Origin of the sequence: Enterococcus sp. AZ149, from assembly GCF_051714285.1 — a bacterium.
Lineage (GTDB): Bacteria > Bacillota > Bacilli > Lactobacillales > Enterococcaceae > Enterococcus_D > Enterococcus_D entomosocium.
In genome coordinates, this window is the sequence record NZ_JBIORO010000001.1 from 187920 (window position 1) to 213795 (window position 25876).

The 25876-nt window shown below is 42.5% G+C and carries 21 protein-coding genes; 17 read left to right on the forward strand and 4 right to left on the reverse strand.

All coding sequences use genetic code 11. The annotated features are described in order from the left end of the window. Nucleotides 1–2: 2 nt before the first annotated feature. On the forward strand, nt 3–755 hold the full coding sequence (locus tag IGI94_RS00880) for a hypothetical protein (RefSeq protein WP_430599795.1): 753 nt from the start codon (nt 3–5) through the stop codon (nt 753–755). Between the two features lie 89 nt (nt 756–844). On the opposite strand, the gene IGI94_RS00885 is transcribed toward IGI94_RS00880, so the two are convergent. Beyond that, a complete protein-coding gene (locus tag IGI94_RS00885; RefSeq protein ID WP_430599796.1) occupies nt 845–1774 on the reverse strand; it encodes a methyl-accepting chemotaxis protein in 930 nt (309 codons plus the stop codon). A gap of 218 nt (nt 1775–1992) precedes the next feature. On the opposite strand from IGI94_RS00885, the gene IGI94_RS00890 reads away from it, so the two are divergent. The 5 genes from IGI94_RS00890 (at nt 1993) to IGI94_RS00910 (ending at nt 7606) form a co-directional block, all read left to right on the forward strand. Next, nucleotides 1993–2952, forward strand: a complete 960-nt coding sequence (locus IGI94_RS00890) for an alpha/beta hydrolase (protein WP_438899305.1) — start codon at nt 1993–1995, stop codon at nt 2950–2952. A gap of 253 nt (nt 2953–3205) precedes the next feature. Beyond that, nucleotides 3206–4858, forward strand: coding sequence for an acetolactate synthase AlsS (gene alsS / locus IGI94_RS00895; protein ID WP_438899306.1), 1653 nt, complete (start codon nt 3206–3208; stop codon nt 4856–4858). Between the two features lie 18 nt (nt 4859–4876). Further along, on the forward strand, nt 4877–5593 hold the full coding sequence (gene budA / locus IGI94_RS00900) for an acetolactate decarboxylase (protein WP_005232672.1): 717 nt from the start codon (nt 4877–4879) through the stop codon (nt 5591–5593). Nucleotides 5594–5895: 302 nt separating this feature from the next. Next, the gene (locus IGI94_RS00905) at nt 5896–7326 is read left to right on the forward strand and encodes a catalase (protein WP_086332875.1); all 1431 of its coding nucleotides are present in this window, start codon (nt 5896–5898) and stop codon (nt 7324–7326) included. Between the two features lie 16 nt (nt 7327–7342). Continuing rightward, nucleotides 7343–7606 (forward strand): hypothetical protein, encoded by a 264-nt coding sequence (locus IGI94_RS00910; protein ID WP_005232670.1) that lies wholly within the window; start codon nt 7343–7345, stop codon nt 7604–7606. Nucleotides 7607–7789: 183 nt separating this feature from the next. Here the strand turns inward: IGI94_RS00910 and IGI94_RS00915 are convergent, their stop codons facing one another. Then, the gene (locus IGI94_RS00915; RefSeq protein WP_077453056.1) at nt 7790–9283 is read right to left on the reverse strand and encodes a helix-turn-helix domain-containing protein; all 1494 of its coding nucleotides are present in this window, start codon (nt 9281–9283) and stop codon (nt 7790–7792) included. Nucleotides 9284–9874: 591 nt separating this feature from the next. Here IGI94_RS00915 and IGI94_RS00920 point away from each other — a divergent pair. The 3 genes from IGI94_RS00920 (at nt 9875) to IGI94_RS00930 (ending at nt 14076) form a co-directional block, all read left to right on the forward strand. Then, nucleotides 9875–11392, forward strand: coding sequence for a peptidoglycan DD-metalloendopeptidase family protein (locus IGI94_RS00920; protein ID WP_438899307.1), 1518 nt, complete (start codon nt 9875–9877; stop codon nt 11390–11392). A gap of 496 nt (nt 11393–11888) precedes the next feature. Further along, the gene (locus tag IGI94_RS00925) at nt 11889–12293 is read left to right on the forward strand and encodes a hypothetical protein (RefSeq protein ID WP_061053586.1); all 405 of its coding nucleotides are present in this window, start codon (nt 11889–11891) and stop codon (nt 12291–12293) included. 289 nt (nt 12294–12582) lie between these two features. Beyond that, complete coding sequence (locus IGI94_RS00930; protein ID WP_438899308.1) at nt 12583–14076, forward strand: helix-turn-helix domain-containing protein; 1494 nt, start codon at nt 12583–12585, stop codon at nt 14074–14076. Between the two features lie 232 nt (nt 14077–14308). Here IGI94_RS00930 and IGI94_RS00935 read toward each other — a convergent pair whose 3' ends face one another. Next, a complete protein-coding gene (locus IGI94_RS00935; RefSeq protein ID WP_005232663.1) occupies nt 14309–14686 on the reverse strand; it encodes a DUF7006 family protein in 378 nt (125 codons plus the stop codon). A gap of 553 nt (nt 14687–15239) precedes the next feature. Here IGI94_RS00935 and IGI94_RS00940 point away from each other — a divergent pair. The 4 genes from IGI94_RS00940 to IGI94_RS00955 all read left to right on the forward strand — a co-directional run bounded on the left by IGI94_RS00940 (nt 15240) and on the right by IGI94_RS00955 (nt 19731). Next, nucleotides 15240–16727, forward strand: coding sequence for a phytoene desaturase family protein (locus IGI94_RS00940; RefSeq protein WP_301387523.1), 1488 nt, complete (start codon nt 15240–15242; stop codon nt 16725–16727). An 11-nt stretch (nt 16728–16738) separates the two neighbouring features. Beyond that, nucleotides 16739–17845, forward strand: coding sequence for a glycosyltransferase (locus IGI94_RS00945; protein WP_086372523.1), 1107 nt, complete (start codon nt 16739–16741; stop codon nt 17843–17845). Between the two features lie 6 nt (nt 17846–17851). Next, nucleotides 17852–18370: a glycosyl-4,4'-diaponeurosporenoate acyltransferase gene (locus IGI94_RS00950; RefSeq protein ID WP_438899309.1), complete on the forward strand. Its 519-nt coding sequence runs from the start codon at nt 17852–17854 to the stop codon at nt 18368–18370. A gap of 296 nt (nt 18371–18666) precedes the next feature. Further along, nucleotides 18667–19731, forward strand: a complete 1065-nt coding sequence (locus IGI94_RS00955) for a bifunctional transcriptional activator/DNA repair enzyme AdaA (protein ID WP_201691016.1) — start codon at nt 18667–18669, stop codon at nt 19729–19731. A 225-nt stretch (nt 19732–19956) separates the two neighbouring features. Here IGI94_RS00955 and IGI94_RS00960 read toward each other — a convergent pair whose 3' ends face one another. Further along, nucleotides 19957–20847, reverse strand: coding sequence for a LysR family transcriptional regulator (locus tag IGI94_RS00960; protein WP_438899310.1), 891 nt, complete (start codon nt 20845–20847; stop codon nt 19957–19959). Between the two features lie 131 nt (nt 20848–20978). Between IGI94_RS00960 and IGI94_RS00965 the strand changes: the two genes are divergently transcribed. Genes IGI94_RS00965 through IGI94_RS00980 form a run of 4 tightly spaced genes read left to right on the forward strand, consistent with a single transcriptional unit; the run spans nt 20979 to nt 25843 of the window. Beyond that, the gene (locus tag IGI94_RS00965) at nt 20979–22016 is read left to right on the forward strand and encodes an amidohydrolase family protein (RefSeq protein WP_438899311.1); all 1038 of its coding nucleotides are present in this window, start codon (nt 20979–20981) and stop codon (nt 22014–22016) included. Between the two features lies 1 nt (nt 22017). Next, nucleotides 22018–23298 carry a PTS sugar transporter subunit IIC gene (locus IGI94_RS00970; RefSeq protein WP_216696221.1) on the forward strand — a complete coding sequence of 427 codons (1281 nt, stop codon included), beginning with the start codon at nt 22018–22020 and terminating at the stop codon, nt 23296–23298. Between the two features lie 57 nt (nt 23299–23355). Next, on the forward strand, nt 23356–24597 hold the full coding sequence (locus IGI94_RS00975) for a neutral/alkaline non-lysosomal ceramidase N-terminal domain-containing protein (protein WP_438899312.1): 1242 nt from the start codon (nt 23356–23358) through the stop codon (nt 24595–24597). After that, nucleotides 24590–25843 (forward strand): hypothetical protein, encoded by a 1254-nt coding sequence (locus tag IGI94_RS00980; protein WP_438899313.1) that lies wholly within the window; start codon nt 24590–24592, stop codon nt 25841–25843. The genes IGI94_RS00975 and IGI94_RS00980 overlap by 8 nt, the downstream gene beginning before the upstream one ends. Nucleotides 25844–25876: the final 33 nt, after the last annotated feature.

Below are 25876 nucleotides of genomic sequence, written 5' to 3' on the forward strand. Positions count from 1 at the left end.
TCATGGATATCATTCCCATTCAATGTCCCCATTGTTTAGGGGAACTAGAAGTAAACTGGGGTGTCGGCACGGCAGTCTGTCTGTATTGCCGCGGCAAAATGGTCATCAAATTGCCCTTTGACCACGCCAAAATTGCCCAGTCCAGTCCCCTGACGGACAAACAGCTTGCGCTGACCCAGCTGGCTGCTCTCTTGAAGAAAATCAGTTTGTCGTCTGCTGCTCTTAGGGGAAATGCACCAACAGCCGGCGTTTTCGCTGGACAAGAGCAGCCAAAACCAACGTCAGGAAACCAGGCGTCTCCGATTCAAAGGGCGCCCATCCATCAGCGCAACCAGCGGCAAAATCGTTTGACTGCCTTTTTTCAAAAACAAAATTTTTTATTCTATTTTTCTGGAGAAAGACAAGTGCTACCAAGGCAATGGCAAAGACAAGTCCTCGCTAGTTTTCAAGTGCCTGAAACGGAGACCCCTCTTGCGTTGCTAACGTCAAAGATGACTGGCAAGAAAGCGAATGCGGGACTGCTTTTTGGCGTTGAACGAGTGTATTTGTGCACGTACGAAAAGAAAGAAAAACGAATAGTCAGTTTTTCCTGGAGTGTTTGGAAAAACCTCGGTTTTGAGGTCCAGCATAAAATGTTTAGTAGCTTTTTGGTGATTCAACAGGAATATCGTGTTCCTCTTCAAGCATTGGGCTTTGCGACCCAATCATTTTTGCAAGAATTACAGCAGTTGTTGCAAGAGTGGGAGACTGGCTAGTGCTGAGTATCGATGAAATCAAATAGGGAATCAATTTATTGGTCAAAAAAACAAAGAGAGCGTCGCAAACAGCGGCGCTCTCTTTCACTTCATGTGGTTTCCAACTCAGCATTGTTGGTCCCTGTTAAATACTCGGCTTCATCGTTTAAAAGACTGGCCGTCGTTCGCAGCGTGTCGTAAGAATGCAAAACGGCAGCGAGACTTTTTTGCGAATCACTGATTTTCATAGTCGTCGACTCGGTACTATCTAACACGACTAAGGCTTGTTGGTTGATGGCTTGCATGGTTGCGGCAATGGTTTGGGTCAACTGCTTGGTCTGTTCGGCTAATTTTTGCATTTCATCGGCAACTACCCGAAAGCCAGCTGCTTGTTCGCCGATCCGTGCTGTTTCGATGGAAGCGTTGAAGGATAGCAGTTTGGTTTGTTGTGCAATGCGGTCGATGTCATGCAGCACCGCTGTCACCTGTTGGCTATCCATTTCTAAGGCATGGGTCGTTGCTTGATTTTGATCAGACAGCCGTTTGACTTGCGCCAAGTTTTCTGACAAATGATCGACTTGCTGATGCCCGTTGGCAGAAAGTCGTGTCAGGGAAGCAGCACTTTCTTGCACTTTTTTGATAGTGACCGCTAAGGCTTGTTCTCTTTGGGTAATGTCAAAAGCGATTTTGACGACGTTGACGACTTCTTGCTGCTCATCGAGGACGGGGAAGTAGATCCCTTCTAAAATCAGTTTTTCTCCTTGTTTGTTTTTTCGGATGATTTTGTCTTGAAACCGTTGCTTTGAGTACAGCAGTTGATTCCAAAAAGCTTGGTAATCCGTACTGGCAGCATAATGGTCAAAACAAAAGGTCCGATGCGGCAAGCCAATGATTTCTTCTTGGCTGTACCCTAGGATATCAGTCATGTTGGCATTGGCGAAAACAACTTCTTTTTGCGGATCAAAGACTATGACAGCGAGTTCTTGAAAAATAGCAGCGAGCAGACGGTTATTTTGTGTTTCATCTAATGTGAATTTCATACGTACTTACCTACGCCTTTCAGTTTTTTGGGAAGTTTACACAGCGAGTGTCTTACAGTTATCGGTCATGAAGGCAAGGCAGTTAAGAGTGCAAAAACCACCTTTTTTGTCGAACAAAATGCTTGGAAACAGAAGAAAGCAAGATTCTTTGCATCAGAATGACTTGGTGGTACCCTTAAGATCAACACGAACGATTTCAAACAAAAGGAGAGAATCGTATGACAGATAGAATTTCGTTGGAAAAAGCAGCCGTTGAATTTAGTGAGGCAAATGCACCGCACCCACGGATCTATGAATTACCGCCAGAAGAAGGGCGCGCACTATTGGAACAAGTCCAAGAGTCACCCGTCAATAAACTGGCGGTTGAGATAGAAGATCAGACCGTAGATACAGGCGAGTGGGGGGCCATCAATGTTCGTTTTGTTCGTCCCGAAGGAAATCATGCGATTCTCCCTGTTATTTATTATCTCCATGGCGCTGGCTGGGTCTTCGGCAGTGCCGCAACTCATGATAAATTGATCCGTGAATTGGCGGTACGAACCAACTCGATCGTCATTTTTCCTGAATACAGTCGTTCGCCAGAAGCAAAATACCCAACGGCGATCGAACAAAATTATGCGGTCTTGCAGCAATTACCGGGATTTGTCGATGTCAAAGGCTTAGACCTTACCCGTTTGACCGTGGCTGGCGATTCCGTAGGTGGGAACATGGCGACTGTTATGACCTTGTTAACGAAAGCCCGTGGTGGCATTCCGATCGCACAGCAATTATTGTTCTATCCTGTGACAGATGCCCGCTTTGATACGCCTTCGTATGAAGCATTTGGCGAAAACTATTTTCTGACCAAAGAAGGGATGCAATGGTTCTGGGATCAATACACGACGGATGAAACACAGCGGAATCAAATTACCGCTTCTCCTATACGAGCGACCAAAGAGGAGTTAGCCGATCTGCCACCAGCGTTGATCATTACGGGGGAAGCAGATGTCTTGCGGGATGAAGGGGAAGGCTATGCGCAGCATTTACGAGCAGCTGGCGTGGAAGTTACCCAAGCACGTCTGCAAGGAATCATCCATGATTTTGTGATGGTCAATGCGATGGATCAGACCCAAGCTGCACGAGCTGCCATGACACTGGCTGTCGGTTGGCTGACGGAAAAAAATATCCCAGCAGAATAAAAAACCGACAAAAGAAGCTTCTTTTTAGAGGTGTTCTGATACAGTAAAGGATTTATGGGGTGGAGCGATCCACTCCTTTTTTTGTCGGAAAAATGAAAAGACATACACCTGCAGTCTGAAGCAGATGCAAACGCTCTCTAAAAAACTGCGTTTTTATAGTACAGATATTAATAAGTGTTTTTCGTTGATAAATAAATAGAAAGTGCTATTATATGTATTGTGATTAATACAGTTTTTGAAAAGAGGTAATACAGTGAGCGCAAAAGGATCAGAAATCATTGTTGAAAGTTTAGAAAATCATCGGGTGCCTTATATCTTTGGGATTCCCGGTGCAAAAATCGATGGTGTATTTGACGTGTTGAGTGATCGGGGACCAGAGTTGATTTTGGCACGACATGAACAAAACGCGGCATTTATGGCACAAGCAATCGGTCGCCTGATAGGAGAGCCAGGAGTCGTCATTGCGACAAGTGGACCAGGAGCCAGTAATTTAGCGACTGGGTTGGTCACGGCAACTGCCGAAGGTGATCCCGTCCTGGCACTAGCAGGACAAGTGAAGCGTTCTGACCTTTCAAAATTGACCCACCAAAGCATGAATAATGCGGCATTGTTTGCGCCGATCACGAAATTCAGCAGTGAAGTCCAAGATCCTGAAACCCTTTCTGAAAGTATTGCCAACGCCTTTCGCATCGCAAAAACAGCGAAAAAAGGGGCGAGCTTTTTATCCATTCCTCAAGATGTGACGGACGGAACCGTTCAAGGGGCAGCGATCAAACCACTATCTTCGCCTAAATTAGGCAGTGCCGATGCAGAAGATATCCAGGCACTCGTCGATCGGATCAAAGAAGCCAAACTGCCTGTCTTACTCTTAGGAATGCGGGCTTCAGGCGTGAAAGAAACACAAGCGATTCGTCATTTAGTTGCAAAAACTGGGTTGCCTGTCGTAGAGACCTTCCAAGGCGCTGGGATCATTTCTCGTGAATTAGAAGAGCATTTCTTTGGCCGCGTCGGCTTGTTCCGCAATCAGCCTGGTGATATGCTGTTGAAACGCAGCGACTTAGTGATCGCTGTGGGGTACGACCCGATCGAATACGAAGCTCGCAACTGGAATGCGGAAAAAGATGCCCGCGTGATCGTCATCGATGAAGTACCGATGGAGATCGATCCATTTATGCAGCCAGAAGTTGAACTGATGGGCAGTATCGCGAAAATTATTGAACAACTATCAAAAGCCATCGATCAGTATCACTTGACCGAAGACGCTCAAAACTATTTAACGACGCTGCAAACCAAACTCAATGAAAAACCAGCGGATGTCGAAGGCAGCAACAATACCTTGCATCCCCTGGAAATCATTGATGCTTTGCAACAAGAAGTGACCGATGACATGACGGTGACGGTGGATGTCGGCAGCCACTACATTTGGATGGCCCGTCATTTCCGCAGTTATGAGCCACGGCATCTGCTCTTTAGTAATGGCATGCAGACTTTAGGGGTCGCTTTGCCATGGGCGATCGCGGCAGCGCTCGTGCGACCAAATACTCAAGTGATCTCTGTATCTGGCGATGGTGGCTTCTTGTTTTCTGCCCAAGAGTTAGAAACAGCCGTCCGTTTGAAACAAAACATCATTCACTTGATTTGGAATGACGGTACCTACAATATGGTGAAATTCCAAGAAGAAATGAAATATGATCGTGCTTCTGGGGTTGATTTTGGACCAGTTGATTTCGTGAAATATGCCGAAGCGTTTGGTGCCAAAGGCTTACGGGCAACCACCAAACAAGAATTGATGGCAGCCATCGAAGAAGGCTTTGCAACGGATGGTCCAGTGATCATTGATATCCCTGTGGATTATTCAGACAATGCCGATCTTGGCAAAACGATCCTACCTGATCAATTTTATTAAGACCAAAGGAGCATCAAGATGAAAGTGAAAAACAAAAGTTATTTATATCAGCATGGCACCCTAGGTGGGTTGATGCAGGATTTAATGGATGGCACGGAGCAAATCGGAAAAATGCTTGAATATGGCAATTTTGGGATTGGTACTTTGGCTGGTTCCAATGGTGAAGTGATTATTTTAGATGGTGAAATCTACCATGTAGACGAGTCGGGCAAGGTACAAGTGCTCCAAGGAAATGAAGGAACCCCCTATGCGGCAGTCGTTGATTTTTCTGCGGCGAAGCACCTGCAGGTCAGCCAAGAAATGACCGATGAAGAAGTGAAAAACCACGTCCTGACAGAAGTCAGCCCGAATTTGTTTTCCGCTGTCAAGATTCATGGGGTATTTACCAAGATGCACGTCCGCGTTGCCCCAAAGCAAGAAAAACCGTACCCAAAATTCATTGAGATCATCCAGCATCAGCCGGAATTTCAAGCAGAAGATATCAGCGGCACGATCGTCGGGTTCTTTACCCCGTTGCTGTTCCACGGTGCTGCGGCCGCCGGTTTCCATTTGCATTTTATTAGTGATGATCGCACATTTGCTGGTCATGTCTTAGACTTTGAAGTGGCAGCTGGCGAAGTCGAATTGATGGAACTAGCCGAATTTCGTCAGCATTTTCCTATCGACAACCAAGACTATTTGCAGCGGGAGATCGATGTCGCAAAAATCGCCAAGGATATTGAAGCTGCCGAATAAGCAGCAGGCAGCAAAAAATAATTGATCGCCAGTAGAGTGGTCTCGGATCGAATTGAACGCAAAGCAGCAGTGAAGCCAACGCTTCACTGCTTTTTTGTGCTTCCTTCTATTCATGAGGCTTGCTGCAAAACCTGGATACTTCGATAGAAAAGTTGGGAAATGGTCAAAAATCTGAATTAATTCTTATTTTCGAGCAAATAAATTGATATATTTTAAGAATAATGATAATTTTTGTACTAATTAGAAGTATTTTGTTGAGAGTAATTGCACTTGACTGATTTTATAGAGAAAAGAGGAAAGATATGAAAAAAAAGTTGACGACTGCACAAGGAGCCAGTGTAGCGGATAACCAGAATTCTTTGACAGCGGGGCGCCGTGGCCCAGTGTTGATTCAAGATGTCCATTTGCTAGAAAAACTGGCACATTTTAATCGTGAGCGGATTCCCGAACGGGTCGTTCATGCGAAAGGTGCGGGGGCTCATGGGGTCTTCCGAGTAACAAACGACGTAACGATGTACACGAAAGCGGCGTTTCTTTCAGCCATCGGGAAAGAAACGGAGATGTTTATTCGCTTTTCAACGGTTGCCGGAGAACTAGGGTCTGCGGATACGTTGCGCGATCCTCGGGGGTTTGCGGTTAAATTTTACACGGAAGCGGGGAATTATGATCTCGTGGGCAATAATACCCCGATTTTCTTTATTCGTGATCCGTTGAAGTTTCCTGATTTTATCCATACCCAAAAAAGAGACCCGCGAACGCACTTGAAAAATCCAGAGGCGGTATGGGATTTTTGGTCTCATTCACCGGAATCCCTCCATCAAGTCAGCCTGTTGATGGGGGATCGGGGCTTACCGGCAACCTTTCGTCATATGCATGGGTATGGGAGCCATACATTCGCTTGGCTCAACGCAGAGGGAGAACGCTTTTGGGTGAAATATCATTTTCGGACGGATCAAGGCATTATGAACATGAGTGCGGCACTCGCAGCAGAACTTGCGGGAAGCAATCCTGATTATCATATTGAAGATCTATATAAAGCGATTGAGGCAAAGGAGTATCCTTCTTGGACACTCTATGTTCAAATCATTCCCTTTGAAGAAGGTTGGTCAGCTGCCGTCAATCTTTTTGATGTGACCAAAACAGTCTCACAAAAAGACTATCCGCTCATTGAAGTGGGACGAATGACTTTGAATCGCAATCCAGAGAACTATTTCAACGAAGTCGAGCAAGTCACTTTTTCACCGGGCAATATCGTTCCAGGGATTGATTTTTCTCCGGACAAACTATTGCAAGGTCGGCTGTTTGCTTACGGTGATGCGCATCGTTATCGAGTTGGACCCAATAGCAGCCAGTTGCCGATCAATGCGCCAAAAGCGCCCGTCCATAATCACCAACAGGATGGTTTCATGAATACCAAAACGAATTCTTCAGGGATCAATTATGAACCGAACAGTTTCGATGGCATCAAAGAAAACCCGCATGCCAAGGGCATCCACTATTCGTTAGAAGGAGAGATCGGTTCCTTTGATTACGATGAAGACTATTATAGCCAAGCAGGTGATTTTTATCGTTTGCTCTCAGAAGAAGAACGAACACGTTTAATTCAAACGATTGCGGGAAGTTTGGGACAGGTTCAAAATCAACAGATCAAAGAACGGCAGGTCTTGCATTTTTACCGTGCGGACCCAGAATACGGCAGACGAATCGCTGAAGCGATCGATGTGAACATTTAAGAAAGGAGGAAAAAGAATGTTACTTTTACATGTAGTTTTTGGTCTTTTATCTTTTGTCGGAGCAATGATGCTGGGGGTGGCCTTTAAAGGGCAGCTGCGAGAGCTTTCAAGGCTTCAGCAATGGGCAGTCGGTTTGAGTTATACGGGCACGCTGTTGACGGCGATTTTGGGGATCTTGTCTGCATCTTCTCATCCAATCATCGTACTCATGACCCTCGTAGGCGCACTGGCTTTTACGAAACGGACATTTTTAAGTGCAGATCAATCCAAAGAGCAATGATTGCTGATAGTAGCGGCGTAGAAGGAAAAAGCGTACTTGATTCATTGGAAAAGTCCCATATAAAGCTGCTTCCACTAAAAAAGAACAGCTTTATATGGGAGGATTAGTCAGGCGTTCGTTTAAAGGCGACAAGGAAATATCAATTCTCTTTCTTTGGAGAAGCGGCGTGAATGATTGGAATTACTACGTATTATCAAGAACGACCAACCGCAAAATTCTCGGATTGATTCGATTCAAAAGATAATTCCAATCGGCAGCGTCGGGTATTGATTTTAATAAGACACTTTCAACATCCAGTAAGTATTCAGTGGCGTATTCGGAGTAGTTAGTAATGAGAAAATTAATGTTTTTTTCTTTTAAATACTCGTGGGAGAGTTCGTTTGAATCAGGGTAGTACATTTCATGATAAACGCCAAGATATTTTCGGATAATACTTTCGGCGTACTCACAAACATACTCGTTACCTTCAAAAATAACAGCTATAGTTCTCCGTGTGCCCCAATTCTCTTCAATGATGGCTTCCATGTGGAAGGTGAGACTTGCACAAAAATCATCCAAATGGTCGAAAGAATAGAGTGTTTTCACAAGAGGATGTGAGAGCAAAAACTGGCGATTTCTTTTATATTCAGCCGCAAATTTTTCTTTGACGAAAGCATTCAAATCATCGATGTTGACGTTCATCGTTGGCGATAACAACTCACGAAGCTTGAAAATAGTGAAGAATGACTCTAACCAAAGCAAATCTTTTTGTTCATCAAAGCTGTTGCCGCGATTTTGGGCATAGAAATCAGCAGTGATTTGTTTGATCGCGGGCCAGTGGTTATAGTTAAGACAAAACACTTTGCTTGTTTCTAGATCGGTGTTGAGTTTGCGACGACAAATGATGCAAGTCAAAAGATAGATTGCTTCTTCTTGAGGAAACTCAAAGGTAAAATAACGCTGGATAATCTTTTTAAGGTCCTCATAATTTGAAAGTAAACCATTTTTTTTAACTAACTCGCTTAGTTCTGGAGAGGGGGCAGCAAGTAAACCGCGTTTGCTGCGCTCCACGCTAATATAAAGGATATACGCAAAATAAGAAAACGAAGAGCTCTGTAAGGCCTTCGTTTCCAAAAGGTCAGTGATTTCCATCACTGCATCTTGTACATGGATCGAGGGAAATAACGTGTGGACATTAATGTCAGACTCGTAGTAAAAAAGACAGAAAAATTTTCGTATATCGATCTCCGAACCTGCCAAAGAGACGGGATCCGTTTTGATTTTTAAACCGAAAGGGGATAAAAATGGCTGTATTTTCCGGAAGTAGCTGATCAGCGCTTGTTCAGAAATATTAAGCGTTAAGCTCCAATTAAAGAGGGTTTGCTGCTCATCATAAAAAATACTTTCTAAAATCTGGAAAATCGGTTCATCTTTTATCAATTCTTGCTTTTGCTTTCGATACCTATCATGATCGATTTCTTCAAAAAGATACCCGATTTTTGCTGTATGGATCGCCATAGCCCCTTTAAAATACTCTCGCAAGCTAGCAATGTCAGTAATCAACGTACGCGTACTGCTCTCGGTCACTTCAGCGAGTTCTCCCAGTGTACGGGAGGGACTTTTCTCAAATTCATTCAACAATTGCAGCCAGCGAATCAACGTACGATTTCGCATGAATTTTAATTGAAATGTTTTCATGTCAGCCTCCGAAAAATAAGTTTAAATAATTATAGCATAATCATTTACACAGAGAATGAAACGTTCAACTGTTAGGCGTTCTTGCCACAGTGCCTTGAAGACTCTGACTACCAGCAGAACATTTCCGGGAATATCAATCGTTCACGGTAAGTATAGCAAGGACCTGAGAAACCAATTGCCAAAAATCATACATAAACTTGAGAAAACGAAGCGCTAATAGAAAGGCTCCAAACGCTAGATAAAAAGCTAATGAAGCAAGAAAAGACGATAAAAACACAGTTTTTCAACTGGCAGTTGCCCATTTGAAAAACTGTGTTTTTTTCTGATGACGCCAGAGGATCTTAGGCAACAGAAAGAAAAAGCTGCAACCCAGACTCGATAACGAATTGGATGCAAAACGTGATCCTTTACCAGTAGACCCATTCTTCCAACAACTCGTTCTCTTTGACAAGCACGGGAGTCATTTGCTTGAGTCGAAAAAACGAAGCGTAGTATAATAAAAGAGAATTGATATTTATTTACTATTTGGATGACAACATGTTTTTTTGATAGAGGTTGTTAAGTGAAAAAAGGAGAGAAAGGAAATCGCCTATGAAGCATTCGCAAAAAGGGGTAGCGCTTCTTTTTGTTTGCGGACAACTTTTAGCTGGTGTGCCAGTTTCAGCTGCGGTTGTTGCATCGGAAGGTACGATCGTTGCCCAAACATCAGAAACAGCTGCACAAGAAAGTGACAGTAGCAGCACAGCAGGGACGGTTGAAGAAACTGCTCCAGCAGGGGAAGGACAAGTGTCCGATTCGGAGCAAGGATCGGCACCTGTAGAAAGTGTACCAGAAGGATCTGAGACAGCGCCGGAGGGAACAGAGCAAACCGAAGAACCAACCCCAGATCCCCAACCGACGCCAGAACCGAAACCAGAGCCGAAACCAGAGCCAGAACTACCGAGTAAGCCAGAGCCTTCTCAGCCAGAAGAACCAACCCCAGCACCGAAACCAGAAAAACCAACGAAGCCTGAAGCGCCCAAACCTGAGACGCAGCCAGAGAAGCCCCAACCGTCAGAACCTGTAGAAACGCAACCGACACCAGAAGCAAACAGTGATGCAAGTCAAGAAACACCGGCGGCTGTGTCTCCGATCATACCACCAAGTACCCAAGCACCAAGCGGGCCAAGTCAATCCGATCCTATAACGCAGCAAGGTAGCGAAACGAGCTGGACGGTCACACCAGTAAAAGAAGTGTGGGATTTTATCCAAGAAATCGGCGAAGATGCCCGAGATATTGGCTTGAAAAATGATTTGTACGCTTCTGTCATGATTGCACAGGCTATTTTAGAATCAGGTGGCGGTCAAAGCAGATTGAGTCAGGCGCCGTACTTTAATCTCTTTGGTATCAAAGGAACCTATCAAGGACAGGGTGTTGCTTTTCGGACACAAGAAGATGATGGTTCGGGAAATCACTACACAATCACGGCAACGTTCCGCCAATATACTGGGTACAAAGAGTCATTGATGGACTATGCTCGTTTGTTGAAAGAAGGGGTCGGACAGCAGTCTGATTTTTATAAAGGTGTATGGAAATCAGAAGCGGCTTCTTATCAAGAAGCTGCCCATTATTTGACTGGTCGGTATGCCACTGATACCGCGTATGATCAAAAGCTGACCGCATTGATCGAAGCCTATGCGTTGACCCGTTATGATCAGAAAAAACCTGATGTGACCGCAAGTGAGACGTATCTTTTTCCTGTTGAAAAAGCCGTTGTCACTTCTACTTTTGGCCCACGTTGGGGAAGCTTTCATCGGGGCGTTGACTTTGCCGCAGCGTTTGGGACACCCATCATGGCGAGTCAATCTGGAACGGTCATCCGTTCAGAGGTTCATCCTTCTTGGGGGAATTATGTAGCGATTCTCCATGAGGACGGGATGACGACACTCTATGCTCACAATCAACAGAACCTTGTGAAGGTTGGTCAACAAGTGGAACAAGGAGAAACGATTGCGCTCATGGGTAGTACGGGCAATAGCACAGGCGCACACCTGCACTTTGAAGTCAGTGCATCGCCTAGCTTGAGCCAAGCGAAATTGGTCGATCCAATCGCTTTTTTAACAAAATAAGGATTGCCGAAAAGAGAGTATCGTGGATACTTTCTTTTTTTGTCTTTTTCCAGCAATTTTTTGGGAGCAACGATTTTAATTTTTTTTTCATGAAAACCGAAAAAATGTTTAAAAAAATCGTGCATAGATTCTTTATAATTTTCACATAACCGTAACAGTTGCTAACCCATAAACTGGCGTGAACAGATCGGTCAGCCAGCAGCACAAATGGTAGGTTCGAATGCTATTGATGATGAGCGGAGAAGCAAAATCGTTACAGTTGTTACCCCTACGAATAAAAACTTGCTAACGAAGTAGGGGAGCGAATAATCAGGAAGTGCATCAATTATAAGTCTACTCCTTTTTTTCTAATCAGTATTGATCGTTGAAAAGAACTAACAAGAAATGATTAACCATAAAAAAGTAGAAGAGATAAATGAGCTGCTCTTTTTTTCTGTTAAACGAAAAGAATGTTTTACACAGTGATGCATAAAATAAAAAAAGAGGGGAACATTTTATGAGAATAAATAAAACGGATTTTGAGGCAGTGATGGCCAATAGCGAATTTTTAGACTATTACTGTCAATTATTTGAACAAAACGGTGAACGATCCGTCACAGATAAGCAATTAGAAAAATTACACTATTTGATTCAAAAGCAGGTGGCACTAACGATTCAAAAGAATGCGAGCTATTCCTTTTTTACACAAACATACAAGCTGCCGCAAACACTCGTAAAGGATTACCAACTGTTAGCGGAATGTACCGAGAGGCTTTCAAAAATAGAAATGGATCAGTTGATACCCAAACAATTTATTGAACAGGACTTTAACGTGCAGATGAAAAAAGTAAGTCAAGAAACGCAATATGAACAGCTTTTAAACATCATGACAGACACATTTAGACAAATAAAGAAAACATAGGTGATTTTCAACATAGCAGCTTTTTTTCAAAATGAAGCAAATGATACAAAGAATTTTCTTATTTCTTAAGCAGAATCTGATGAAAGCAAAAGCGAAATCCTTGCACTATTTTTAATAGCCGATAAAATAATTGTTATAAGACAGTAGTCTGGACACAACGCTTTTTTTCATCAGTCTATGAAAAAACCGATTTTTTATGTAGGATGAAAACCGATATAATGAGACTGCTTAGGCGCCTTTCATGCGTAAATTAGCCGCAAAAAAGAAATTCTTAGTAAGGAGCTTATGTTTGAAAAATTTTCAATTGAGTTTTGTCACAAGCAAATCGACCGTCCGATGGCTGCAGATTCTAAGTGAATTTGAAAAAAATGAAATTTGCAGTGCCAGCCATTTGGCTGAAGTAACAAGTAGTACTACAAGGACGATTGGCAAAGACATCAGTCAGATTAATGATTATTTCTGTGGGTTGATCCTGATCACTTCCACCAATCAAGGCTATTCGTTTGAACTATTTGATTATTCACAGTATGAAAAGAAAAAAGCCTCGCTTTTAGCGAATGAACCGCTCTTTATTTTATTGGAAAATATTTTTATTGGAGAGTTAAAGACGATCGATGAGTGGGCGGACTGCTTGTTTTTATCCAAGAGTACCTTATCAAAATACTTGCAGCGCATTCATGAACAACTGGCACGCTTTGATCTCCAACTAGCACTAGATCCCCTGAATATCGTTGGACAAGAAGCAGATATCCGCAATTTCTTCTGTACCTTTTTCTATGAAACGGATAGCACACCCCATACTGTCTTTCCGCCAGCTGCGGTCCAACAGGCAGTAACGGAAATCGGCAGGATGTTTGACAAAAATAGTTATCACACCGTTTCGTTTTCACAATATACGTATCTACTTTATATTTCGCTTGAGCGATTTATGCAAGGCAAAACTGTGCAAATCAACGACGAATTGTACCACGCCTTGCGACACAGTATTCAGCTGATGCACTTTCAGCGAATCAATGGCATTATTGAAAAGTACTTTCAATGTCGATTGACGAACGATGAACTTATCTTTTTGTTTGTTGGTATTATCACAAAGAAAAAACTGCAAAATGTGATCGTCGAACAAAAGTTTTGTCTTTCTTATAATCATTGGACCGAGATTCGCACGTTGACCAACGAGTTTTATCAGATGTTGAATGTATCGTCGAAAAAGCCTAAAGAAGATCAGATTCTGATCGAATCCTTTTTTACTTCTGCCAAATTGAAGGAGTGCTTATCCACTTCGGCCAATCGTAATATTTATGATGTGAATGCGTTTATTAAGAAAACTTTTTCTAAGGAGTTTGCTGCTTACCGAGAGTTTTTAGAAAGTAGTTGCGAGTACCACACTCTTTATTCTGTGGAGTATCTGACGGATTTTTGTGCAAACTTAGTGATTTTTATTGAATCTGTTCGAGAACGTCATTGGTTTCCCCGAAAAAATATCGCCTTTATCTTCGAAGGAAATAACAATATCGTTCAGTACATTGAGGGCTGGTCCAACCGCTATTTTAGCCGATCCCATCAAGTCTTTTATCCTGACTCAGGGGAAGTCAATGCTCAGTATTTAGAACAAAATACCATTGATCTGCTAGTGACGAACTATGCCGAGCATGCGACCGAATTTCGAGATATCGTTGAATGTATCGTCTTCAAAACGATCCCTTCTTCTTCTGACTGGAATCGGCTGCTTGAACGGATCAATCCTAACGTCACCCGCCAATTTGCCCTAAAAGACCTCTTCTAGTTTCCCATTCTGTTTTGACCTAAAGAGTTGCTAGAAAGGGCCTTTTACATGAAAAGAAAGCATTTTTCCTTCACTGCTTAGACAGTGAGAAGGAAAGATGCTTTCTTTTTTAATGGCTTGACTCTCCGCAGCTGTGCAGGAGTGTGGGAAGGGGAAGTGGGGAATGCATCAGGTACGGATGCAAGCCTTTGGAACCAGCGGTTTTCAATTCAATCGATCAATGTGGGCGAAATCATTGGGCTTCACTTAAGTAAATCAAACTCCAAGGCGCCTTTTGGTTTAGCTGAAGACCGGTCAATTCCCGATAGAAACAGGTTTTGTCTTTGACCGTCAGCTGAATGATCTCTTCTTCCGTATACTCGTTTAGAGAAGAAATTTTTAAAACATAAAGTTCTTTTAGTATTTGCAGCTGTGCGTCGATATCTAAGAGCAACGACATTTTTTCGAAAAAAGTACCCTCGTCTTGTTCATAGATCGCCAAGAATCGTTGGCGCAAAGAGAGATAAAAATTAAAGATTTTTGGGTGTGTATAAGAACAGGGAGAGTGGATAAATTCTACGTCAAAAAAGTTTACATATTCTTCGGCTGATTGGATCGTTTTTAAGTTCATATCAATACTCCTTATAAGTGTTAGGAAAAGGCGACAATACGTGTCATTATCAAAAAGAGTCACTGTTAAGCAATGTCTTACTGAGAAGGCCCTTTTGTTTTTTTTAATGATTGGGGGAAGGACTTTCGCTACATTCAGTGTACAGGATATTCCAAATTGGCTCAAACGCGTTTTTTCGTAACCATACGAAGATTTGTTTTTCGCTGGTATTAACGTCAAAAATGTTCAACTATTCTGATAATTGTTGTTATAAAAAGAATATTTTCGGAATGGACGAAATGACCGGGTTTCCTTTCTTTTCCAGCAGGTTGTTTTTTCATTCGCTGAAATCATGGTTGAGAAAAAACAGCATCAGTTGACCGGTAGGCTCATCCCCGTCATTTTTTCAAAGGTGTGATACTATAGAATTATCTAGAAAAACGATCCTTTGATTCAAGTGGCCAATGCCAAAATAGTGCGAAGACACGCAGTTGCAGTGAGACGCAACCGTCTGTTTCGGTGAAAAGAATTGGCTAAATAGGGACGTTTATTAAAGCAAACGAGGAGCGACTCAATGAATGAGAAAAAAACAGTTGTAGTGATCGGCGGCGGACTTGGTGGTCTATCAGCGGCGGTCTCATTAGCCCAAAATGGCTTTGATGTATCATTATATGAAAAAAATCACCATTTAGGTGGCAAATTGAACCGACTGGAAACAAACGGCTTCGGCTTTGACTTAGGTCCTTCGATTTTGACGATGCCGCAGATTTTTGAAAAATTATTTACTGGCAGCAATCGCGATATGGCGGATTATGTTGCGATTCGCCGATTGCCATTGGAATGGCGCTCCTTTTTCCCCGACGGCACCAAGATTGATCTCTATGGCGATCTTGCCCGCATGGCAAAGGAAAACCCCCACTTGTCGGAAAAAGACATGGCAGAGTACCAAGACTTTTTGGACTATGCGCAAAAGATTTATGATATCACGGAAAAAGGCTATTTCGAGAAAGGCTTAGATACCACGAAAGAAATCTTGAAGTATCACGGCGTGATCAAAGCGCTGAAAGGCTTTGATTATTTCTCTTCCATGCATGATGCCATTCAAAAACGTGTCAGCAATCCGCAGCTGCAAGACATGCTGAGCTATTTTATCAAGTATGTCGGCTCGTCTCCTTATGACGCCCCAGCCGTCTTGAACATGATGATCTACATGCAGCATGCCCAAGGTGTCTGGTACGTGCCAGGCGGGATGCATCGGTTAGCCGAAGGCATCGTTCGCTTAGCAAAAGAGATCGGTGTGACCTTCCATACGGGACATAAAGTGGAAAAATTGATCGTTGAACAAGAACAAATCCGTGCCGCTCGTTTGGATGATGGTACGTTGATCGAAGCGGACTATTTTGTTTCCAATATGGAAGTGATCCCGGCATATGAAGAGCTGTTAGAAGAAGCGCCGACCTTTACTCAAAAACTGGAAGAAAAATTTGAACCAGCAAGTTCTGGCTTTGTCTTGCACTTAGGGGTCAAAACCTCCTATCCGCAACTAGCGCACCACAACTTTTTCTTTTCAAATGCCTCAAAAGAAAACTTTGATCAAAATTTCCATCAGCATCAGCTGCCGGAAGACCCAACGATCTATTTGGTCAATGCCAACAAAACCGATCCTTCGCAAACAGTGGCAGGGCATGAGAACATCAAAATCTTGCCTCATATCCCTTATTTGCAGGATAAACCCTTTACGGAAGCGGAATACGATGCCTTTCGTGAACGGATCTTGATCAAGCTGGAAAACATGGGCTTAACGGATCTACGCAAGCACATCGTGTATGAAGACCGCTGGACACCCGAAGACATCCAAAAGAATTATTTGTCACATCGCGGCGCCATCTACGGCACAGTCTCTAATCGCAAGAAAAATCATGGCTTTAAACACCCGAAACACAGCGAACGCTACGAAAATCTATACTTCGTTGGCGGTACGGTCAATCCCGGTGCCGGCATGCCGATGGTGACCCTTAGTGGCCAGCAAGTCAGTGAGATGATCACCAAAAGAGAACACTAAGACAAGAAAGGATGATGACTGTGTACCTGCTGCTCGCTGGTATTTGCGCTGCTTGGCTGGCAGGCTGGCTGATTTTTTTTCGCCTGCCGACGATACCCACCCGCAAGGAGACAGCCGCATCCAAAGACTTGAAGGAGAGGGCAGAATTGTCGATCATCATCCCCGCCCGCAATGAAGCAGAAAATTTGCCGCAATTGTTGGCATCCTTGCAGCAGCAAACCCTTTATCCTGTGGAGATTTTGGTGGTTGATGACGGATCGGAAGACGAGACGATCGCCTGTGCCAATTGCTTCGGTGCGACGGTCTTGAAAACCGCTGCTAATTCTGCTGGGAAAGCGGCGGCTTGCTGGTTAGGCGCCTCACAAGCGGTGGGCAAGTATCTATTATTTTTGGATGCCGATACCTTCTTTCTAGCAGAAGATGGCTTAGAGCGCCTTTTCGCTGCGTATGAGGAGCGATCGGGACAAGGCCTGCTCTCGGTGCAGCCCTATCATCAAACGAAGCGCCTGTATGAACAACTATCTGCCGTCTTTAATGTCATCTTACCTGTCGGGTTGAACCGTTTCTCTATCGTAGGCGAAAAACTCTCAGCCGGCGGCGCCTTTGGTCCGTGTATCTTGTGCAGCAAAACAGCGTACCTTCAAGCCAATGGGCATCAGGACATGCCACAAGGAATCTTAGATGATCTAGCATTAGCGAGACGCTTTAAGAAAAAACGCTTGCCGATCACCTTGTATGGTGGAAAAGACCTGTTGGCCTTTCGGATGTATCCAGCTGGTGTTCGTCAACTTGTTCAAGGCTGGACGAAGGACTTTGCCACTGCTTCGCAATTCACTCACCCTTTGATCATGGCGGGTGTCATCTTGTGGATCAGCGGCGGCATTGGGGTACTGGCGGCACCATTTCTGATGGAACCGCTTTGGCTAGGACTGCTTTTTTATGCTGCTTATTTTGGACAAACTCTGTGCTTTGCCCGCCGTGTCGGCAACTTCAACCGAGTCTTGCTGCTTTTTTTCCCATGTTACTTTCTTTTTTTCCTAGGCTTATTTGGTTGGTCATGGATCCAAACCCATTTGTTGAAATCCGTGACCTGGAAAGGACGAAAAATCAATTTATAGGAGGCGATGCACATGCCGCTGATCACCTTATCTCCACTGCTCTTGCTCTTTACAGACAGCTTGGCTTGGCTGCTGTTTCATCTAGGCATCTCGTTTGGCTTGCGCAAAGTCAGTGATGCTTTTTTTGAACGTCATACCAACTGGTTCCATTCTTTTGCCTTTGAAAAAGGCGGTAGGATCTGGGCGGAGGTATTTCGTATTCGTCAGTGGAAAGACAAATTGCCCGACGGCACTGTGATTGCCAAAAAAGGCTTTGACAAATCTCGCTTGGATCAGCAACAAAAGGACTATCTGGAAAAATTCGTCATCGAAACACGCCGAGCAGAGCTGACCCATTGGCTGCTGATTGTTCCAGCACCGTTCTTTTTCCTCTGGAATCCTACGTGGGCGGGCTGGGTGATGATCGCCTATGCGTTATTGGCCAACTGCCCATTCATCATGATCCAACGCTATAATCGCCCCCGTTTGGAGCGAGTCTTGCGGAAAAAAAGTGCCCTGCAAGTCAAGCAGAAGGCGACGGTCTAGGTTCATGTAGGCGTTGCTTTTAAGATTCGCCGAAAAATAGGCAAACGGGAAATCAAAAGGATCGGAGGATAACTGCCTTCGATCCTTTTTAAAAAATTGGTGTTAATTTTTATGGGATGCGTCAAGACCATTCTTTGTACACTAAGGTCATTCAGAGGAAAGGGTGATCGTATGTCATCAGAAGGATATGGGCAAATTTTCGACCTGCCTTTGCAGGCTGCTGCATTGGTTGGTCGTGTGTTAGGACAGGTACAAAGTATTTTTGTAAGTGTAGAAAAGAAGGAGGGATGCGCAAGATGATTGAAGATAGCCGACAACGGGACCACTATTACGACATGCTGATTGAAAAAAATTCCCAATATGAAGGGATTTTTTACGTTGGGGTAAAAACCACCGGCGTCTTTTGCCGTCCCACCTGCCCAGCGAAAAAACCGCTCAAAAAAAATTGCGAGTTTTTTCAGACGGCACAAGAAGCGTTGCTGGCGGCGTATCGTCCCTGTAAACGATGTCGCCCGCTCAGCTCACCTAGCCACTTATCCCCTGACGTGAAAAGCCTGGTGGAAGCCGTGGAGAGTAACCCAGAGAAAAAGTGGACCGACAAAGATTTTGAAGCACTAGCGATCCATCCCAATACCGCACGCCGACAATTTAAAAAATATTTTGGCATGACCTTTATCGAATATTCCCGTGCACGCCGTTTAGGGTTAGCGTTTAAGCAGATTCGTGAAGGAGAACCGCTGATCCAAGCACAATTAGAAGCCGGCTTCGATTCTGGCAACGGCTTTCGAGATGCGTTTTCCCGGATTATGGGGGAATTGCCTTCCAACAGCCGCGAAAAAACGATTCTTTCTTCTGCTTGGCTTGAGACCAAGCTGGGATCGATGCTGGCAATCAGCGACCAGCAGCAGCTTTACTTGTTAGAATTCGTGGATCGCAGAGGGCTAGAAACGGAGATTGCTGTTTTGAGAAGCCGCTTGAATGCAGTGATCATTCCGCAGCAAACAGCAATCATTCAGCAACTCAAGCAAGAATTGACGGAATATTTTGCAGGGAATCGAACTGCCTTCACGGTACCCATCGCATTGATCGGCTCTGATTTTCAGAAAGCCGTCTGGCAGCAGCTGTTGGCGATGAAGATCGGAGAAACATACTCTTACAAACAATTGGCACAGCGAATCGGCAATGAAAAAGCCACCCGAGCTGTTGCCAACGCCAACGGAAAAAATCAATTGGCGTTGATCGTTCCATGCCACCGTGTCATCAATAGTGATGGTAGTATCGGCGGCTATGGCGGCGGTGTCGAACGCAAAAAGTGGTTGCTGGCTTTGGAAAAGCAGGTCCAGCCGACTGTAAAGATTTGAAAAAGAGATAACTATGCGTGGGAATCAGCGCTTCATCGATCAGTACATGGAATGGATCGAATCCTCTTCGGTAAAATATATATTTAGCGGAACTCATGGAACCTTTCATGAGTTCTGTTTTTTTCTGTCTTTTTTAATAGTACTAGATAAAGTGAATTTGCTTTATCAACGCTGCATGAGGACACCGATATACTATGTTTTATTAAGTCCTAACATTGCGAGTGCTTACTGTCTATTAGTACAATCAGATTTTTTTACAAAAGAAAGCAGTTTTTGTTGTGCTAGGCTTTTCTCTTGGCTTTTTACCATACAAAGATCGACTGACTGAGAGATTGCAGGAGAAAGCGGAATAACAGTGACTGTTTCTTTATAGCCTTCGGTAATATTTTTGTTCATCAATAAAGAAATTCCCAAGCCATTTGAAACAAAATCAATAATGTTCGATATCTTTGAATCTGTAAAAACGATTTTAGGAGAGAAGTTATTTTCTGTACATAGGTCAATGACAGTATTATAGGGTCGTGACCCTTCCGGAAGTAAGACAAAGTGTTCGTTTTGAAGCTCCTTGATGGTTATCTGTGCTTTATTAGCATATCTATGACTATTCGGTACGACCGCCATCAATTGATCTGTTGTAATCTGTTGTTTATTAAAGATTTGAGTGGGATCATACACATCGCGAATAAATGCTGCATCACAGCGACCTTCTTTTAGCGAAAGCTCAAGTTTTTCAGAGGGTTCGGTGATAACATGTACGTCAACCTTTGAGTGCAATATGAACTTAGTAATTAAATCTGTTAGATGATATTTTGCTAAAGACGGAATGGCACCAATGATTAAAGTATTTTGGTTTTTTGGTAACATCGAATGAAGTTCTTGGAGGCACTCATTTTCTAGGGAAAGCATTTTTTCTGCGTATGGTTTAAAAACTTCTCCGTATTCACTTAATTCAACACTTTTGGTTGTACGTTCAAAAAGTGGTACACCTAGCTGGTGTTCCAAGCGTTTTATTCGTTTGGATAAAGTAGATTGAGATATGTAGCATTCTTCTGCGGCAAGACTATAGTTTTTGTATTTAGTTAATGTGATAAAATCACGAATTATTTGGGTATCCATCAATGAGGGACTCCTTTTATTTATTCCGTTTCGTCATAAAAGTAGCCTAAATGGAATTGCTTGTCAATAGCAAAATCTTCATAATAACAAGTAGATAAGCGGTTACATAAAATGAGAAAGCAGGTAAAGAAATGATTATTGATGCAAATATGTACTGGCTTCCGCAAAAAATTTTTTCAGATAAAAAGATCCGAAATGAATTTCTTCGCTCTATACCCCAAAAATTCGGAACGAGCATTCACGTAGAAGAACAAGCTGAAAGAACGAGTATGATCGTTGAACGACCGATGGGCTATCCAAGCTTAAACTACACTGATACTGATTATCAGCTAGAGCAGCAATTATCTGATATGAGTCACCATGGAATTGATGTCGGACTGCTAAAATTACCTGGATGCCAAGAGTGGCTTCCGTTAGAATTATGTAAATTAATTAATGATGAAATGGCGGACCATATCAAACAAAGTCGTGGAAAACTAAGAGGATTGGCAGTGGTTCCTCCCTATGCCGATGAGGAAACAATTTTTGAGTTGGAACGAGCAATTGTAGAGCTAGGACTAACCGGTATTCAGCTATCTGCACATTATGGGAACTATTATTTAGACGATCAACAGTTCAGGCCTTTTTTTAAAAAAATAAATGAGATGAAAATTCCAGTCTATGTCCACCATACTCCGGTTCCAGTGGACTACCAGTCAATCTATCAATATGACAATTTAAGACGAACGCTAGGCCGCAATATTGATCAGCTGACTGCAATTGGTAGAGAAATATTCAGCGGGATGTTCGAGGAATTGCCTGAATTAACATTTATTCATTCAATGATGGGGGGACAGATCAGCAATTATTTAAATGCATTGTTTCCTCAAGATAGTGGCAATGGCCGTTTTGATGATCGAGCGACTCAGTTTAAGACTCGTTTCCGCAGACACATCTTTTTAGAAATGTCTCATGCTCAACCTTGGGGGAAAATACAGCTTGAGGCTGCTGTCAAAGAAATTGGTGCGGACAAAATTATTTATGGTTCTTCTTACCCCGTCAAGAGCAGCTGGTTTACAGAAGGTGTTTCTTTTATTGGTGGGTTGGAGATCACAGAAAAAGAGAAAAAAGAGTTGCTATTTGAAACTGCAAACAGCTTGTACAAACTAAATCTAACTGGAGGAAAATAACATGAAAAAGTTTACGGAACTACTAGAAAAATATTTACAACCATTATCTGGAAAAATATCTAGTCAAAAAGATTTGAGTGCCGTAGCTGCAGGACTAGCTCGGGTCACACCGCTGACAATTTTAGGATCTCTGTTTTTTCTATTGGCGAACTTTCCGATTGAATCCTATAAAGCGTTTCTGCAAGAAATAAACATTCAAAGTACGTTGATGATTCCTTATAATATCACTTTTGCTATTATTTCAATTTATACGACGTTCTTTATTGCATACAGTTATGCACAAAGCGAAAAACTAGATGGCGTTTCGGTGGGCGTTCTTTCGATGGTTTCTTTCTTCATTTTGACGCCATTGACTGAAACAGAAGGTGCTTTATCTTATGATTTTACTAACTTAGGCAGTCGAGGCTTGTTTGTAGCAATATTAGTGGCTATTTCTGTCACTCGACTTTATCGATTTATTGTTCGGAAAAATTGGATTATACGTATGCCTGATGGGGTGCCGCCGTTTGTTGAAAAAAGCTTCTCTAGCCTTATTCCTGCCATCTTGATTTCATTCATTATGTTGATCGTTGCTTTTGTATTTAGCCGTACTTCTTTTGGAGATGTCCATAGTTTGATTTATACGGCATTACAAAGACCTTTATTGGGATTGGGTGGCTCATTTGGTGCATTTTTGATTGCTTATGTACTGATTCAAATCCTTTGGTGGTTTGGAATTCATGGATTTAACGTTGTTGGCGCTATTATGCTACCGATTTGGTTAGGATTAGACGCTCAACGATTAGAGCAGATTGCTGCCGGGGAACAAGTGACGACATTTGTAGGTAGTGCATTTATGACTGCGATTGGTGGGCCTGCACTGGCAGTAACCTTGACGTTCTTACTATTTGCCAAATCTAAGCAATTGAAGGCTGTCTCAAAAATTGCTTTACCAGCGGCTATTTTCAACATTGCTGAGCCAGTGAATTATGGGATACCAACTGTTTTAAATGTGACATTGTTTTTGCCAGTTGCAGTAATTATTCCCTTGTTCAATGCCTGCATTCAATATTTTACGATGGTTGTTGGAATCGTTCCTGCTTTAACTGGCGTCCAAGTACCTCAACAAGTTCCTCGTGGTCTGTGGGGGATTCTACAAGGAAATTGGCAGATTGGTATCTTGCAAATTGTACTAGTTCTCATTAATATCGCGATTTTGTATCCATTTGCCAAAGTTTATGACAATCAATTGCTTCAAAAAGAAAAAGAATTAGAGGCAAAAGAAGCTACTGTGTCTGCTTAAATAGGGTAAATGACAGATATTCGTTTGTCAAAATTATAGTTGAAGAGAGGGAAGTCTATGAAAGTTGGACGTGGGCGTGTCTGTTTAAGCCCGTATAATAAGGAGTTTTATTTAATTGGTTATAAGACTCCTTTCCGTAATTCTCCAGCAGAAGGGATTCATGATGACATTTTTTGTAATGGTTTATTGATTGAAGTAGACGATAAGAAGATTTTTCTAGTCTCTCTTGATTTTCTGGAGCTAGAGGACGAGATGGTGGCGGATGCAAAGTCACGACTTTCAAAAGCATACGACATTGATCGTGATCTGATTATGATGAGTGCTACTCATAATCATTCATCAATTATGAGTTACCATAAGCACTGGCACTCAGGTATTTTTGAACCTGATTATTATGAGTTTGTTATGAATCAGTTGCTTCTAGTATGTCAGCAATGTTTTGAGTCTCTGCAACCAGCAACAGCGGCATATGGCAGTGATATTATTGTGGGTTATTATGGAAATCGTAATCATCCAGGAGCGCTAGCAGATAACGAAGTGACAGTTATTACATTTAATAATTCGGAGGGAAAAGCCGCCGGTGTTATCGTAAACATAGCGGTTCATTCGACTGTATTAAGTGCTAAAAATAATTTATTAACTAGTGAATTAGCAGGAAATATTTGTAGTCGCTTGGAAAAAGAGTGGGGAATTTATCCATTGATGCTAATTGGAGCAGCCGCGGATTCCAGCAATCGGCATCAACGACAAGGGGATGATTTTACAGAATTAGAACGAGTTGCAGAAGCTTTGGCTGATCGGATCAGTCAGATCAGGCAAGTTCATCCTTTATCCATTGATCGAATTGCTTATCAGACTCTTAGTCATACGATTTATAATGATATGGTAGATACTCATCAAGAAGTACAACACTTTTTAGACAGTGATTCGCCGCTCAAAAATCCTGGGTTAATCAATAAATGCCAAGAGATTTTACAGGTGGATCATTTTTACCAGCAACTTGAATTCGGTGTCTATCAATTAGGGGAGCTCCAAATATATAGTTTTCCTGGTGAGTTAGGTTCGGCTTTTGGCATTCAGCTAAAAAAAGCAAGTGCTGCTCACGGCTGCTTAGGAATCGTGGCTGGATATACCAATGGGTTTCATTACTATTTTTTACCCAAAGAAGAGTATGGTCTGTCATTTGAAACAATTGGTAATCCAGTACCGTTAGGTGAGCCAGAAAAAATTATTATAAAGATGATCCAAAGTGCGTTGTTACTTAACAGTCAAGTATTAGAGGAGCAAGGCAATGAGTGAGTCTTTGCATGGCGGAGCTGGGAAGGCACAAATTAAACTACGAACACAAGATTTTCCAATCAAAGAGTTTGTTTGCCAACATGATCCACTTTATATCCGAGCTCTTTTTTTACAAGCAAAAACAGAATTTTTGCTTCTTTCACTTGAACTTACCTCGTTGACTGAATCGATGGTTTATGACTTGAAAGCAAGCGTTTATGAAGAATTTAATATTCCAATAGAGAATATATGGATTACAGTCACGCACACTTTTTCGGCACCTCATCTTGATAAGTCATATCCTATCTTTATCAAAAAAGTAAAAGAAGCTGTACAATTGAGTGTTTCTAGAGCATTAGAAAGAGTTACAAAGCTTGCAATTAGTACGGATTCTGTTACGACGAGCCTGAACTGTTCCCGCAATATCGAGACACCTTTTGGCTGGTGGTTAGGAAGAAACGATCTCGAATATTCGAATCATGACATACGAATATTGAAAATTTATGAGATAAAAACCAATCATCTTCTTTGTGTTCTTTTCACTGGTGATTTGCCTCCTTCCGTAATGGCAGATTCCTATTTGGAGCAAGGGGGTAAGGCTGTCAGTTCGGATCTTATCGGTTATACTTGTCGAAAATTAGAGGAAACAGTGACTCAGACAGCAATTTTTATTTTGGGTGCTGCTGGAGATCAGCGGCCCTTAGAAAAATCTTGTGAGGATATTGTTTCTGAAGAATGTCTGAAGCGAAACGATCTGCATGAAGCTGGTTTTAAATTGGTTGAAACACAAGGGGATAGACTCTATGAAGAAATTTGCAGTTCATTAGTAAAACCCAATCCAATATTTCTTCCTATAAAGGCAATCTCTATTTACGAAAAAAAAGTTTTCTTGGAAGAAAAAGTAATGCCGATTCCCACAAAAGAACTTAAACCGACAAAGCACTTCGATTTTTCTAAAACAGGAAGACAACAAGAGTTGACAATAGCTGGCGTATCATTTGGTTCGATAGTTTTACTAGGCATTCAACCCGAGGTGAATAGCTTGTTTGGAGAGAAGCTGCGTGAGCTTGTAAATGTTCAAACAGTCTTTATTGCATCGATGGTAAACGGAGCGATAAAATACCTCCCTGAAGAAAAAGATTTTGAACGAGTCACCTATACGGCAATGAACACTCAGTTAGGTAGTGGTAGCAGCAAACAATTTTTGGAAGAAGTACACAGATTTTTAAAAGAGAGTGATCTTTCTGTTGATAAGCAAATAAACTAAAAAATCAAAATCGCCATTAACAAAATGATACAT

What these genes read in the sequence shown, in the direction of transcription:
- IGI94_RS00880 (WP_430599795.1), top strand. Translation starts at nt 3, where the DNA reads ATGGATATCATTCCCATTCAATGTCCCCATTGTTTAGGGGAACTAGAA.
- IGI94_RS00885 (WP_430599796.1), bottom strand. Translation starts at nt 1,774, where the DNA reads ATGAAATTCACATTAGATGAAACACAAAATAACCGTCTGCTCGCTGCT.
- IGI94_RS00890 (WP_438899305.1), top strand. Translation starts at nt 1,993, where the DNA reads ATGACAGATAGAATTTCGTTGGAAAAAGCAGCCGTTGAATTTAGTGAG.
- budA (WP_005232672.1), top strand. Translation starts at nt 4,877, where the DNA reads ATGAAAGTGAAAAACAAAAGTTATTTATATCAGCATGGCACCCTAGGT.
- IGI94_RS00905 (WP_086332875.1), top strand. Translation starts at nt 5,896, where the DNA reads ATGAAAAAAAAGTTGACGACTGCACAAGGAGCCAGTGTAGCGGATAAC.
- IGI94_RS00910 (WP_005232670.1), top strand. Translation starts at nt 7,343, where the DNA reads ATGTTACTTTTACATGTAGTTTTTGGTCTTTTATCTTTTGTCGGAGCA.
- IGI94_RS00915 (WP_077453056.1), bottom strand. Translation starts at nt 9,283, where the DNA reads ATGAAAACATTTCAATTAAAATTCATGCGAAATCGTACGTTGATTCGC.
- IGI94_RS00920 (WP_438899307.1), top strand. Translation starts at nt 9,875, where the DNA reads ATGAAGCATTCGCAAAAAGGGGTAGCGCTTCTTTTTGTTTGCGGACAA.
- IGI94_RS00925 (WP_061053586.1), top strand. Translation starts at nt 11,889, where the DNA reads ATGAGAATAAATAAAACGGATTTTGAGGCAGTGATGGCCAATAGCGAA.
- IGI94_RS00935 (WP_005232663.1), bottom strand. Translation starts at nt 14,686, where the DNA reads ATGAACTTAAAAACGATCCAATCAGCCGAAGAATATGTAAACTTTTTT.
- IGI94_RS00940 (WP_301387523.1), top strand. Translation starts at nt 15,240, where the DNA reads ATGAATGAGAAAAAAACAGTTGTAGTGATCGGCGGCGGACTTGGTGGT.
- IGI94_RS00945 (WP_086372523.1), top strand. Translation starts at nt 16,739, where the DNA reads ATGATGACTGTGTACCTGCTGCTCGCTGGTATTTGCGCTGCTTGGCTG.
- IGI94_RS00950 (WP_438899309.1), top strand. Translation starts at nt 17,852, where the DNA reads ATGCACATGCCGCTGATCACCTTATCTCCACTGCTCTTGCTCTTTACA.
- IGI94_RS00955 (WP_201691016.1), top strand. Translation starts at nt 18,667, where the DNA reads ATGATTGAAGATAGCCGACAACGGGACCACTATTACGACATGCTGATT.
- IGI94_RS00960 (WP_438899310.1), bottom strand. Translation starts at nt 20,847, where the DNA reads ATGGATACCCAAATAATTCGTGATTTTATCACATTAACTAAATACAAA.
- IGI94_RS00965 (WP_438899311.1), top strand. Translation starts at nt 20,979, where the DNA reads ATGATTATTGATGCAAATATGTACTGGCTTCCGCAAAAAATTTTTTCA.
- IGI94_RS00970 (WP_216696221.1), top strand. Translation starts at nt 22,018, where the DNA reads ATGAAAAAGTTTACGGAACTACTAGAAAAATATTTACAACCATTATCT.
- IGI94_RS00975 (WP_438899312.1), top strand. Translation starts at nt 23,356, where the DNA reads ATGAAAGTTGGACGTGGGCGTGTCTGTTTAAGCCCGTATAATAAGGAG.
- IGI94_RS00980 (WP_438899313.1), top strand. Translation starts at nt 24,590, where the DNA reads ATGAGTGAGTCTTTGCATGGCGGAGCTGGGAAGGCACAAATTAAACTA.